14 protein-coding genes are annotated in these 12,354 nt (G+C 36.1%); 6 read left to right on the forward strand and 8 right to left on the reverse strand.

Features of this window, described 5'->3' with window-relative positions; all coding sequences use genetic code 11:
• Positions 1-88: 88 nt before the first annotated feature.
• On the reverse strand, positions 89-1,459 hold the full coding sequence (locus KO509_RS16130; RefSeq protein ID WP_215974284.1) for a Do family serine endopeptidase: 1,371 nt from the start codon (positions 1,457-1,459) through the stop codon (positions 89-91).
• Positions 1,460-1,621: 162 nt separating this feature from the next.
• On the reverse strand, positions 1,622-2,068 hold the full coding sequence (locus KO509_RS16135) for a DUF1043 family protein (protein WP_215974285.1): 447 nt from the start codon (positions 2,066-2,068) through the stop codon (positions 1,622-1,624).
• 244 nt (positions 2,069-2,312) lie between these two features.
• Between KO509_RS16135 and zapE the strand changes: the two genes are divergently transcribed.
• Positions 2,313-3,428 (forward strand): cell division protein ZapE, encoded by a 1,116-nt coding sequence (gene zapE, locus KO509_RS16140; RefSeq protein WP_215974286.1) that lies wholly within the window; start codon positions 2,313-2,315, stop codon positions 3,426-3,428.
• Between the two features lie 92 nt (positions 3,429-3,520).
• Here the strand turns inward: zapE and KO509_RS16145 are convergent, their stop codons facing one another.
• From KO509_RS16145 to folB, 4 genes are all read right to left on the reverse strand, one after another.
• Entirely contained in the window at positions 3,521-4,363 is an 843-nt protein-coding gene (locus KO509_RS16145) for a tetratricopeptide repeat protein (RefSeq protein WP_215974287.1), read from the reverse strand.
• A gap of 68 nt (positions 4,364-4,431) precedes the next feature.
• Positions 4,432-5,265, reverse strand: a complete 834-nt coding sequence (locus tag KO509_RS16150; protein WP_215974288.1) for an undecaprenyl-diphosphate phosphatase — start codon at positions 5,263-5,265, stop codon at positions 4,432-4,434.
• 31 nt (positions 5,266-5,296) lie between these two features.
• Positions 5,297-5,794 (reverse strand): 2-amino-4-hydroxy-6-hydroxymethyldihydropteridine diphosphokinase, encoded by a 498-nt coding sequence (gene folK, locus KO509_RS16155; RefSeq protein WP_215974289.1) that lies wholly within the window; start codon positions 5,792-5,794, stop codon positions 5,297-5,299.
• A complete protein-coding gene (folB, locus tag KO509_RS16160) occupies positions 5,794-6,180 on the reverse strand; it encodes a dihydroneopterin aldolase (RefSeq protein ID WP_215974290.1) in 387 nt (128 codons plus the stop codon). Before folB ends, folK begins: the two co-directional genes overlap by 1 nt.
• A gap of 123 nt (positions 6,181-6,303) precedes the next feature.
• On the opposite strand from folB, the gene plsY reads away from it, so the two are divergent.
• On the forward strand, positions 6,304-6,897 hold the full coding sequence (gene plsY / locus KO509_RS16165) for a glycerol-3-phosphate 1-O-acyltransferase PlsY (RefSeq protein WP_215974291.1): 594 nt from the start codon (positions 6,304-6,306) through the stop codon (positions 6,895-6,897).
• A 32-nt stretch (positions 6,898-6,929) separates the two neighbouring features.
• Here plsY and tsaD read toward each other — a convergent pair whose 3' ends face one another.
• Positions 6,930-7,991 carry a tRNA (adenosine(37)-N6)-threonylcarbamoyltransferase complex transferase subunit TsaD gene (gene tsaD / locus KO509_RS16170; RefSeq protein ID WP_215974292.1) on the reverse strand — a complete coding sequence of 354 codons (1,062 nt, stop codon included), beginning with the start codon at positions 7,989-7,991 and terminating at the stop codon, positions 6,930-6,932.
• Positions 7,992-8,237: 246 nt separating this feature from the next.
• Here tsaD and rpsU point away from each other — a divergent pair, with 246 nt between their 5' ends.
• The gene (rpsU, locus tag KO509_RS16175; RefSeq protein ID WP_114326764.1) at positions 8,238-8,453 is read left to right on the forward strand and encodes a 30S ribosomal protein S21; all 216 of its coding nucleotides are present in this window, start codon (positions 8,238-8,240) and stop codon (positions 8,451-8,453) included.
• A gap of 47 nt (positions 8,454-8,500) precedes the next feature.
• On the forward strand, positions 8,501-8,944 hold the full coding sequence (locus KO509_RS16180; RefSeq protein WP_215974293.1) for a GatB/YqeY domain-containing protein: 444 nt from the start codon (positions 8,501-8,503) through the stop codon (positions 8,942-8,944).
• 65 nt (positions 8,945-9,009) lie between these two features.
• Here KO509_RS16180 and KO509_RS16185 read toward each other — a convergent pair whose 3' ends face one another.
• On the reverse strand, positions 9,010-9,978 hold the full coding sequence (locus KO509_RS16185) for a pyridoxal-phosphate dependent enzyme (RefSeq protein ID WP_215974294.1): 969 nt from the start codon (positions 9,976-9,978) through the stop codon (positions 9,010-9,012).
• Between the two features lie 308 nt (positions 9,979-10,286).
• Between KO509_RS16185 and KO509_RS16190 the strand changes: the two genes are divergently transcribed.
• Together KO509_RS16190 and KO509_RS16195 are read left to right on the forward strand one after the other, a co-directional pair.
• Complete coding sequence (locus KO509_RS16190; RefSeq protein ID WP_252727651.1) at positions 10,287-10,925, forward strand: PEP-CTERM sorting domain-containing protein; 639 nt, start codon at positions 10,287-10,289, stop codon at positions 10,923-10,925.
• A gap of 341 nt (positions 10,926-11,266) precedes the next feature.
• On the forward strand, positions 11,267-12,354 hold a 1,088-nt coding region (locus KO509_RS16195), incomplete at its 3' end, for a retention module-containing protein (protein WP_215974295.1).

Below are 12,354 nucleotides of genomic sequence, written 5' to 3' on the forward strand. Positions count from 1 at the left end.
ATATTTTTTGAGTTTAGCATAAAATATTGGACGAATAGAAAAATAAAAAGGCTAGTTTTCACTAGCCTTATTGTTAATGATAAGGTTTTTATCGAATCATTAAATATTGAGAGTAATTATCACGAATTATGTTTAATGCAAAAACACCTTCTTTGTCTTTTAAGTAACTACGCAGATCTCCAACATTATTAATACGTGTGCGGTTTATTGCAGTAATTAAATCACCAGTTTTTAAACCAACTAGCGCAGCTGGAGAATTTTCTTCAACATTTTTGATAATAACACCATTGTTATTATTGTTGTTTTCTAATTCAGCCCCTTTAAACATTGGATGTATACTAGCTGCTGCTACATTATTACCTTGAGATTGTTTTAAGGTAACGTCGAGTTCTTTTTCTTTACCATTACGTACAATGGTTAATTCAACCTCTTTTCCTGCACCGATAGAGCCAATTTTGCCACGTAACTCATTAAAGGTTTTTATTGGCTTGCCATTCACTTTAGTGATGACATCACCAGGCTCTATACCTGCTTCATCGGCAGCTGAATCAGGCATTACTTGCTCAATAAAACCACCTTGATTTGTTTCTAGCTCCATTGCTTTTGCAATTTCACTGTTAAGGCTACGGCCTGAAACTCCTAATACACCACGGTGTACTTCGCCAAACTCTATGATTTGTTTAGTTAAATTATTCATCATGTTGCTAGGAATAGCAAAACCGATACCAATGTTACCGCCATTAGGGCCTAAAATGGCAGTATTGATGCCTATCAATTCACCACGTAGGTTAATTAGGGCTCCACCAGAGTTACCACTATTGATCGCTGCATCGGTTTGAATAAAGTCCTCGTAGTCTTCAATATTTAGCCCACTACGTCCTAAAGCACTGACAATACCTGAGGTTACCGTTTGGCCTAAGCCAAAAGGACTACCGATAGCAATAGCAAAGTCACCAACACGTAGTTCATCTGAATCGGCTATTTTAATTTGAGTTAGATTATCGGCATCAATCTGTAATAGGGCGATATCTGAATCAGCATCAGACCCTATTTTCTTTGCTTCAATTTGACGCCCATCTTTTAATGTTATTAATATTTCGTCTGCTTTTTCAATTACATGATTATTAGTAACAATATATCCTTCTTTAGCATCAATAATAACCCCTGAACCTAAACCACGAAATGGGCGTTGCTGTGCTTGGTTAGGGTTTTGATTTGGATTACCAAAAAACCGAAAAATGTTGGGGACATTTTGTCTAACTTCGTGGGTACCTTTGACTGCAATACTGACTACAGCAGGTGTTGACTTCTCTAACATTGGCGCCAGACTCGGCATTTCTTGACCAGTAACGCTACTTGGCCAAATAGAGTACGCCTGTGCTGTAAGTGGTATGAGGGAGCTAGAAAGCAATGCCGCACCTAGTACAGCAGATAAGGGAATAATTGATAACTTTTTCATACGGATGAATTCTCCTAAACTTAATTGAATCAACTTAATGTTAAGTTGATATACCTCCAAATAGACTGAATAAAATAGGTTTAGTTCAAAAATGCATTTTGGACATTTGTAACACTATGTTTCTGAAAGATATAATAAATAATCAATATTTATACTAACTTATTAGGTGTTTTTTGGCTTTTGATCGACAAATAAACCACTTGCTTCATTAGAATAATCTAATGGAGCTTCTGTACTTGATTCATCTTGTTGAGTACTACGTTTCTCATGTCGTAAACCTGCTGTTTGGGCTAGTTGCTCTTGTGTTTCTTGTGAAAAAAAAGGCATTCCATCAGCATCATTAGTTGTTACACGTTGCAATAACTGAGTGCTTTCTTTCATTTGTTTCATTGCTGTTTGACACGTATTATTCATTTGCTCTAATAAACCGGCAGATGTTGCAAGGTGTTCACTAACATCAACTTTATATTGAGATAACGCTGCTTCACTTTTACTTACTTGTTCTGATAATTTACGTTGTTCTTGGTTTGAAGATGACAAAAAATGGTTAGCAAAAAAGCCAACAATTGCACCAACTACAAAAATGATTAATGCGCTTAAAACTGTCATAGGATTACCTTAAAATGTATGGAAATAAAATTTGTGATAAATTAACGCTGTAATGGTTTACAATAATACCAAATTAATTAAATTTGTCTCTAAGTAAGGTTTAATCTGTTTAGTATAATATAGTGCAAGCATTATATTGTGTAGCGATAACTTAACTTATTGGTTAAATATGTTGGCAATTTTTTCTTTTTCAAGTAAGTTTTCCTTTTTAAGCAAGTAACAACTAATTCAACATGGTTCATTCATGATTAAACTCTCTCCTATTGATAAATATAAGCAAGATTTAAAAAAAGATGATTTTCTTTTTGATGCGGCTCAAGAAAATGCGGTAAAGCATTTACAAAGATTGTATGAAGATTTACAAACCAAACCGGTAGAAATATCTAGCTTTAAAAAAGTTTTAAATAGTTGGAAAAAAGTATATAAAAAACAGGATGATAAACCTATAAAAGGTTTATATTTTTGGGGGGGAGTAGGCCGAGGAAAAACCTATTTAGTTGATACTTTTTATGATTGCTTACCCTTTGAAAATAAGATGCGTGTACATTTTCATCGCTTTATGCATCGTGTTCATCAAGAGCTTAAAGCGTTAACTGGACAATCAGATCCGTTAAAAATTATCGCGAAAAAGTTTGCTAAAGAAACACGTATAATTTGTTTTGATGAGTTTTTTGTCTCTGATATTACAGACGCTATGATTCTAGGCTCTTTATTTGAAGAGCTCTTCGCTCATAATGTTATTTTAGTTGCAACTTCAAATATTGTTCCTGATGAGCTTTATCGCAATGGTTTACAGCGTGAACGTTTTTTACCTGCTATTAAGTTGATTAATGAAAATACTGAGATTGTAAACGTTGATAGCGGTGTTGATTATAGATTGCGTACTTTAGAGCAGGCTGAAATTTACCATTACCCACTCGACCAAAAAGCTACTGATAACTTACATTATTATTTTAAACAGCTTTCATCTGACGCGATCAAGTCTGGGGTAGATATTGAAATAAATAATCGACAACTTCCTACAGTACTTGTCTCTGATGGTATTGTGTATTTTGATTTTTCTGTCTTATGTGAAAGTGCTCGTAGTCAAGGTGATTACATGAAAATTAGCCAAGAATATCATACGGTATTAATGGCTAATGTTAAGCAAATGGGACGAGAAAGTGATGACAGTACTCGACGCTTCATTGCTTTAGTTGATGAGTTTTATGAACGAAATGTCAAACTAATTATGTCTGCAGAAATGCCTTTAGAAGAGCTATATAGCGGCGGTAATTTAGCGTTTGAATTTAAACGCTGTTTGAGCCGCTTGCAGGAAATGCAGTCACATGATTATTTAGCGAGTGAACATTTACCTTAGAATGTTACCTTTATTATTGCCAATATTCATTGCCGAAGAAATCATTAATCTCTTTCTTCGGGTATTGAAATTAGCTATTTACCGTTCGTTTTTTAATACAAAAGAGTATATAGCTTACGACGGTATTTAGTGGCAATAATATCACCATCAGGTAATGACTTTAATACATCTAAAAATAACTCTTTGCTTTTATCTTTAGTTGTTGCTTCACCAGCTTGAACTAAACGAAATAATATTTTTAGAGCGTCTTCATGTCGATTTACTTGGCTATATTGACTCGCAAGTTGATGTTGGATGCTAATGTCATTTGGGTTATCGGCTAATTCTTTTTCTAACACTTGAATTTCTGGTGAATTTGCAGCTTGGTTTGCTAGTTCTAGTTTGGCTAATAAGGCTTGATAATAGCTATCTTGATCAACCATTTTTATGCTATCTAATAATGTTTGAGCTGCTTCTATTTTTCCTGTTTGTATATGGATATCGATTAGTGTCAATTTTATATCAGCGCGCTGTTCATCAAGTTGGTAGGCTTGGGTAATTAAATTTTGTGCCTCAGTGATATTATTTTCGGTTAACGCTAATTTTGCTTGGGCGAGTAGTGTGTCTTCTTGTTTTGGTAAATGCTTATCTAAAAACGTTGCAATGGTTTCGTCCGTTTGTGGTCCTGAAACCCCATCAATAGGTTGCCCATCTTGCACTAGTACAGCGGTAGGTAAACCTTGAATACCGAATTGTTGCGCTATTTGTTGCTGTGTTTCACAGTCGACTGTCGCCATGAGTATTTGTTCTGCATAGGGCGCTGTTTTCACGGTTAATTTGTCTTTTAATTCGACACTTTCAGGTATTTGTTGCGCCCAAAAAGCCACTAATACTAATTTGCTTTTTGATTCTTCTAAAACGATTTGTTGAAAATTTTCTAAAGTAATTGCAATCATATTTGAATTCGCTATATGTTCTGTTTAAATTATTTATTTTGAAAAATGATATTAAAGAGTGCGCTTTTCTAAGCTAATAAAAACCATAATAAGCCAAATCCTAGAATTAAACGATAAATGACAAAAGGCATCATACCAAGTTTGTTTAATAAAATAAGGAAGTAATGAATGCAAGCATAAGCGCTAATAAAAGCGAGAAAACTGCCAAGGGCTATTGCTTGCCAGTCAACAGCTTCTGTTGATAATACCAATTTCAGTGTTAGGTAACTACCAGCCATAGCAATGGCAGGGATTGATAATAAAAATGAAAAACGGGCTGCATTATCTCTAGATAAACCAAGCATTAATCCTATTGTCATCGTGATACCTGAACGTGAAGTACCGGGAATAAGTGCTATTGCTTGTGCTACACCAATTAACATTGCGCCTTTAATACCTAATTTTTCCAGTGGCTTATGAACCTTTCTATTACCGGCTTTTACATCGGCAAACCCTAACAAAAAGCCAAATAATATTGTGGTTAGTGCAATAATAAGTGCTGAGCGTAAATGCTCCTCTATTAAATCTTTTCCTAATAAGCCAAATAAGCCAGCGGGTATCGTGGCAAAGATAATCCACCAGGCAAGTTTCCCTTCAAATTTAATATGGCTGTCCGTATCATTTTTAGCTGGACCAATATTAAACGTACTTAACCAGGCAACAGACATTGTTCCTAATTCTTTGCGAAAATAGAGCATGACTGCTAATAAAGTACCTACGTGTACAGCAACATCAAATGCTAGCCCTTGATCTTGCCAGCCCAAAATTTGAGAGGGTAATATTAAATGAGCAGAGCTAGAAATGGGTAAAAACTCTGTTAAGCCTTGAAGTAAAGCTAAAATAATAATTTCTAAAGTAGTCATAATATTTTATGTGCCCTTGTTCTTGTGGTGATTACCAACAATTTTTAACGATTTTTAGGTGTTGGCTAGTTTTATTATAATTTTGCCAAAGAGTTTGATAGCTTAGTTTTAATAAAGGGTGAATAAGCGTTGGCGCTATTTCACTTAATGGCCAAAGTACAAACGCATTTTTATCAATTTCTTCTCTAGGCAATTGTGCTGGGGTATCAATGATTAAGTCGTCGTAGAGTAATAAGTCAAGATCTAAGGTGCGAGGGCTAAATTTTTTCGCGTCATGTGTTCGGCCATAATCAATTTCAATATTACGTAACTTACTTGCCACTTGCTCGACACTATCGTGAGTTTTTATACCTATAACCATATTGTAAAATGCGTTACCACTGAAACCGATAGCTTCACTTTCAAATAAAGATGATAAGGACAGTTGTGCAAAAGGAATATTAAAAGTAATAGCAAGTGCTTCAAGACCATGTTTAACATGGTATTCACGCTCAATATTACTACCTAAAGAAATATAAATATCAGCCATTATTTTGTAGTTTCATTATGAAGTTTAGTTTGTTCAAGCGTACCACGTTCAATTTCTACACCCACAGTGATAGCATTATGTACTGCTCCGGGTTTGCCAATAGCGAGTCGTAACCAAGGGATGTGAAACTGTGACATTAAATAACTTGCCATACGTTCAGCCAATGTTTCTAATAAATCAACAGGGTTGTCATTAGCAAATGCTTCTATCGCTGTGGATATTTCTGCATAATCTAACGTTTTTTCAAGTTCATCATTTATAGCTGCTTTTGCAGTATCCCAAGCCATGTCTACATCAATAACTAAGGTTTGTTTGATTTCTTTTTCCCATTGAAAAAAGCCAATGGTGGTTTGAATAGCTAGCCCTTTGATAAAAACCTTGTCCATTTGTTACCTATTGAATCATTTTTACAAAATAAAAAGCGAGTTTACCTGTGCAAGTGTAGAAAAACTAGCAGATAACAAGATAGAATAAAGAAAATTGTTATATTTGTGATAATTCTTATTATTATGTTGCTATTAACCTTTGCTATGATCATTGCTGCTTATTTATTAGGCTCTATTTCAAGTGCTATTTTAGTGTGTAGAGTGCTTGGCTTACCTGATCCTAGAACAACAGGGTCAAATAACCCTGGTGCAACAAACGTTTTAAGAATAAGTAATAAACTGACAGCTGCTACTGTATTGTTTTTAGATATATTAAAAGGCACTTTACCAGTATGGAGTGCTTATTTCTTGCAAGTTGAGCCTTTAGATTTGGGGATTATTGGTGTCGCAGCCTGTCTAGGGCATATGTATCCAATATTTTTTAATTTTCGAGGTGGTAAAGCAGTGGCCACCGCCTTAGGAACTTTATTACCTATTGGCTTAGGTTTAGGATTTTTACTGATTATTACTTGGCTTACAGTGGCAAAATTAACTAAATATTCAAGTTTAGCGGCTATTGTTACTGTTTCTTTGGCGCCGTTGTATATTTTTATATTAAAGCCGCTTTATGTTTATCCGGCTTTAATGTTGAGTGCGTTAATTATATTACGCCATAAAGACAATATTGTTCGTTTACTTAAAGGAACAGAAAGTAAAATCTCTACAAAAATAAATTAGTCGATTTAATTTACTATCATCATTGTATTGCTTTAAACTGCAGGTAAGCTATCTAATGACCAACGTGGACTGGCTTTAAAAGTTAGATCTGCGTGTGTGCCTGCTTTTAATCTTTGTAAGCCTGCATAAGCAATCATAGCGCCATTATCAGTACAAAATTCAGGTCTAGGATAAAATACACTACCACCAAGTTTTTTAGTGGTAATGGCTAATTTTTCTCGTAGTGCTGTATTCGCACTAACACCACCAGCAATGACTAAGCGATTTAAATTCTCTTGTTGTAAAGCACGTTTACACTTTATGGCTAAGGTATCAACGACAGCTTGTTGAAAAGCATTAGCAATATCTGCATGGGTTTGTTTAAGTATATCATCCGAGAAGCTTTTGCCATCTGCAGAGAAACACTCTTTTCTAACTAACGTACCAGCTGCTGTTTTTAAACCGCTAAAACTAAAATCTAAACCTGGTCTGTCTGTCATAGGGCGAGGTAATTTGAATCTACCAGCAACACCTGATTCGGCCATTTTTGATAACGCAGGGCCGCCTGGGTAGTCTAGCCCTAACAATTTCGCTGTTTTATCAAAAGCTTCTCCAGCTGCGTCATCAACAGATTCACCTAGTAATTTATATTGACCAATACCGTCGACACGAACAAGCATGGTGTGGCCACCTGATACAAGTAGTGCAACAAATGGGAATTCAGGTACATCATCTTCTAGCATAGGAGCTAATAAATGCCCCTCCATATGATGGACCGGTACTGCTGGTAAGTTCCAACCGTAAGCTAAGCTTCGACCAATTGAACAACCAACTAATAGTGCGCCAACAAGTCCAGGACCTGCAGTGTATGCAACGCCATCTAAATCTTTGGGGGTTAAATTAGCTTCTTTTAATACCGCTTGAATTAAAGGGATTGTTTTGCGAACATGATCACGAGAAGCTAGTTCAGGTACAACGCCGCCATAATCAGCATGTACAGCAATTTGACTATAAAGCTGGTGGGCTAAGATCCCTTCAGGACGATTGCCTTGCCCATCATCGTAAATAGCAATACCTGTTTCGTCGCAAGAAGTTTCAATACCTAAAATTCGCATAAAATTATTTTTGATTCACTTAAAAGAGACGATTTTACCTGTCCTAGTGATATTTCGCTACTATATTTGATACAGGAGCGAGATTAATCTTTACATCACTTAGCACTTAGCAGTAGAATACGTCACCCATTTTTGATAGAGCGGGTGTAAACAAGATTGAGTTTATTTTTTAAATAGAAAGAATTTACTAAGAGATCGAAGTTAAACACCGATTTATATAGATATAATACTAAGGTAAAAAAGTACATGCCAGTAATTAAAGTAAGAGAAAACGAACCATTTGACGTAGCATTACGTCGTTTTAAACGTTCATGTGAAAAAGCAGGAATCCTTTCTGAAGTTCGTCGTCGCGAATGTTACGAAAAGCCAACTTGGGAACGTAAGCGTAAAAAAGCAGCTGCTGTAAAACGTGCAGCGAAAAAAGTTTCTCGTGAGAACGCACGCCACGTTCGCATGTACTAAAAGCATTCTATTTAGAATGTCCTTAGTAACCTTTGGAGTATAATTAGATGTTACTTCTAACTCAGCTCCAAGATGAAATGAAAAATGCCATGCGTGCCCAAGACAAATTACGTCTAGGTGTTATTCGTATGGCTATATCTGCAGTGAAACAAGCAAAAATTGATCATAACACCGAAGCAACTGATGAGAATGTTATTGCCGTATTAACCAAAATGGTTAAGCAGCGTAAAGAATCAATCAAAATGTTTACTGATGGTGGTCGTGATGAATTAGCTGTGAAAGAAGCTGAAGAAGTAAGTGCTTTAGAGTTCTTTCTTCCTCAACCTTTAACTAATGCAGAAATTAACGACTTAATTAATCAAGCTATTACAGATACTGGTGCAGCCTCAATGGCTGACATGGGTAAGGTAATGGCAACATTAAAACCCTTGATGCAAGGTAGAGCCGATATGGGCGTAGTAAGTGGCCAAATAAAAGCCGCTTTAAATTAGCGTACTATCTGGAAATTAAGCAGCAAGAGTTAATAGTTTATAAGAAGCCGTAATAACTTTAGTTATTACGGCTTTTTTATTAAGTTTACTTTTTCAGGCTCTCGCCAATGTTCAGTTTTTAAAATTCCACGTTCAATCATTCCACCAAGTCCTTGCATACCACCAGTATGTAATAAGATAATTCGCTCTCCTTTAGCAAAATACCCTTGCTCAAGTAAATCAATAAACGCTAAAAGCATCTTTCCCGAATAAACAGGTTCAAAATCAACACTGGTGATACGGTTAAATTCAAGTATACGGTTGGCATCTAATTGGCTAAACTTTGCATAACCACCACGATGAAAGTTAGTGAGTAATTGCCAGTTATCATGCAATTTTACTGGCCCTGGTAATAATTTGTTTATAGTATTTGTTAAGTAATCGGCTTCTTTTAATACAGCGATTCCTAATAGTTTATGCAAATTCACATTTGAGTTGAGGTCTCCAGTGATAAGACCCGCTAAAGTGCCACCACTACCTACTGGCGTGATTAATGTGTCGTAATCAGTTTGTTTATTTAATTCTGTGATTATTTCTGCAACACCTTTAATTGCTAGTGTGTTACTGCCACCCTCGGGCACTATAAAGTAATTAGGATACTGTCGCTGTAATTCGGTTAAATAATCAATGTCGTGTCTGCGACGATAAGTTTTACGATCAATAAAATGTAGCTCCATTCCCCAGTATTTAGCCCATGTTAACGTGTAATTATTGGCATATTGTTGTTCACCACGGATGAAGCCTACACAAGGTATACCTTTTTGGAAACAAGCAAATGCTAAAGCATGTATGTGGTTTGAATAACTGCCTCCAAAGCTAAGTACACCATTAATATCTTTACTCCGTAACACATGTTCTAAATTGTATTTAAGTTTTCGCCACTTGTTACCCGAAATAGTTGGGTGAATATTATCATCACGCTTTACTTGAACTACTACGTTATGTTTCGTAAATAGTGGATGATGTAGAGGTTGCAATTCGGATAAAATGGTCATGGTAGATAAGTAATATCATTGTAATTATTGATGGTTTGGGTAAAATATAATCAATTGATGAAAATATAATGCATAAGTGTTAAGCTATAAAGTAAGTATACATTGAATTTAAAAATGATAGTTAGGGAATATTTTCTGTCATGTTTTTTAACAGTCAGGATAATAATAAATATTGTTTATGCTGTTTGCTATTGATATATAAGAGTATTTAATTTTTGGCACACAGATTGCTTTATCTGTTGTTAAGAGATCTATACCGTTTTATATGATTTAATTACTGACCCTCTGTAGGGTTTAAGGAAAGTAGTATGAGTTCTAAAATTATAAATGTTGTTTTGGTTTGTTTATTTACTCTTTGTGTTGCAGGAAAAGCGAATGCAGGGTTAATTGTAGGTGATTTATATGCTGATGATGCAGGTGTTCAGTGGGCATATGTAGGCAGCTTTGAGCTGGCAGAAGGCCCTAAACTTAAAAATGACAATGAAGAAATACAAGATGTTGTGCTATACAATGGTCTTGATGTTGCAGAGATGAAGTTTGGTGAGCTTTCTCAAGGCGAATATGCAATAAGTACCTTATTGATGAGTGATATCCTTTCTAGTACATCTCTTTTAGGGGTTAATCATAAAGCTTGGTACGATATATATGAAGGTGGAGCGAACGGTTTATTAAGTATCGCAGCTCTTGATGAAGGACTTTCTGAAATGAATTTTGGCGGTGATGATACAAAATATGACTCTGTAGGAGATATGACTGCTTATGTTAAGGATCGTTCATCAACGAAAACTGAGCTCGAAAATCAATTACCTTTCGCAGTACCTGAAAATATTTTACACGTGAATCATGTTTTTAAATCTGTGACTACATCAGTTCCTGAACCATCAACAGTTGCTATTTTTGCATTGGCGTTAGTGGGATTAACAGCTCGTCGCTTTAAAAATAAATAGTAATTTTTGTTATTAATTGGCGATGTCGCTCGGCATCGCTATTTGTTTATTTGTTATATATTGTTCATTGTTAAACTAGTAAAAGCACCTCATATTGCCTACTTCTGAACGCATAATCTTAAAAGCCAAATGTAGATCAAAGTTATAGCAAATAACCTTAATTATTCTTAATTACGCCATTGACTTTATGGAGTAATTAACCGATAAAAGATAGCTAGTACAGACTTTATTTAAATAATATTAGTTAAGCTTAATTTATAGTATTTTATTGCTAATTATTCATTAAGTTTTGTTAAATGCTTTTTAAGATATGGTAAACCAAATTAATAGGAAGGTTGTCTATGGAAAATTATACTAACCCAGCAAATGCCGAAGTAACCGATGTTATTGGTGAAGTAAGTATTGATTTGGCTGAAAATACTATATTACAAGTTGGCGATATTATTCAATCAGGCACGACAGTTAACTTAGCAAATGGCAGTGAACTTATATTAACTTTTGCTGATGGTAGTCAACAGAGAGTTTCTAATTCTGAAGGAGAATTAGTCAAGGAAGAGATTGTTGATACCGTTACTACAGAGAGTGAGCTTAACGCTGTCGAAATTACAGATATAGATAACCTGCAGAATGAGATAGAGGCAATTCAAGAGTTAATTGCCTCTGGAGATGACGTTGATCTTCCTGAGACGGCTGCAGGTGAAGTTGCTAACGAGGGAACCGATTTTATAACTTTGAATCGAACGGGTGATGAAACTTTAGCACAAGCGGGTTACGATACTGCAGAACAAGATAACGCGGCTCCTTTACCTGCAAATTTTGAAGCAGATACTATTAATGAACAAGTTCCCGTTGTTGACCCCGAACCACCAGTAGCAGAGCCAGAACCACCAGTAGCTGAGCCAGAACCACCAGTAGCTGAGCCAGAACCACCAGTAGCTGAGCCTGAGCCAGAACCAGAGCCGCCAGTAGCTGAGCCTGAGCCAGAACCACCAGTAGCTGAACCAGAACCAGAGCCGCCAGTAGCTGAGCCTGAGCCAGAACCACCAGTAGCCGAACCAGAACCAGAGCCGCCAGTAGCTGAGCCTGAGCCAGAACCACCAGTAGCCGAACCTGAACCAGAGCCACCAGTATCTGATTTAACTGATGATAATGAGTATGTTGAGATAGCGGAAGATGAAGTAGCTTCAGGTAGTGTACTAACCAATGCCTCAAGCCCTGAAGCTGGGTTGAAAGTAACAAGCTTTAGTGTTGATAGTGACGGTGATGGTGTAGATGAAACTAATTATCCTGTTGGTGTACCTGTCACGATAGTAGATAAAGGCACCTTGTTATTAAATGGAGACGGCACTTATACTTTTACGCCACTGCCAGACTTTAACGGAGCAGTGCCTGTTGTTACTTATCTTGTTGAAGATGGTATCGGTGATAC

This window comes from Colwellia sp. C2M11, assembly GCF_018860915.1.
Classification (GTDB): Bacteria; Pseudomonadota; Gammaproteobacteria; order Enterobacterales; family Alteromonadaceae; genus Colwellia.

Bases quoted from the DNA above. Each gene is read 5' to 3' on its own strand.
- folB (WP_215974290.1), bottom strand. From the start codon at position 6,180: ATGGACAAGGTTTTTATCAAAGGGCTAGCTATTCAAACCACCATTGGC.
- KO509_RS16185 (WP_215974294.1), bottom strand. From the start codon at position 9,978: ATGACCATTTTATCCGAATTGCAACCTCTACATCATCCACTATTTACG.
- KO509_RS16180 (WP_215974293.1), top strand. From the start codon at position 8,501: ATGTTACTTCTAACTCAGCTCCAAGATGAAATGAAAAATGCCATGCGT.
- KO509_RS16130 (WP_215974284.1), bottom strand. From the start codon at position 1,459: ATGAAAAAGTTATCAATTATTCCCTTATCTGCTGTACTAGGTGCGGCA.
- zapE (WP_215974286.1), top strand. From the start codon at position 2,313: ATGATTAAACTCTCTCCTATTGATAAATATAAGCAAGATTTAAAAAAA.
- KO509_RS16190 (WP_252727651.1), top strand. From the start codon at position 10,287: ATGAGTTCTAAAATTATAAATGTTGTTTTGGTTTGTTTATTTACTCTT.
- tsaD (WP_215974292.1), bottom strand. From the start codon at position 7,991: ATGCGAATTTTAGGTATTGAAACTTCTTGCGACGAAACAGGTATTGCT.
- plsY (WP_215974291.1), top strand. From the start codon at position 6,304: ATGTTGCTATTAACCTTTGCTATGATCATTGCTGCTTATTTATTAGGC.
- KO509_RS16135 (WP_215974285.1), bottom strand. From the start codon at position 2,068: ATGACAGTTTTAAGCGCATTAATCATTTTTGTAGTTGGTGCAATTGTT.
- rpsU (WP_114326764.1), top strand. From the start codon at position 8,238: ATGCCAGTAATTAAAGTAAGAGAAAACGAACCATTTGACGTAGCATTA.
- folK (WP_215974289.1), bottom strand. From the start codon at position 5,794: ATGGCTGATATTTATATTTCTTTAGGTAGTAATATTGAGCGTGAATAC.
- KO509_RS16145 (WP_215974287.1), bottom strand. From the start codon at position 4,363: ATGATTGCAATTACTTTAGAAAATTTTCAACAAATCGTTTTAGAAGAA.
- KO509_RS16150 (WP_215974288.1), bottom strand. From the start codon at position 5,265: ATGACTACTTTAGAAATTATTATTTTAGCTTTACTTCAAGGCTTAACA.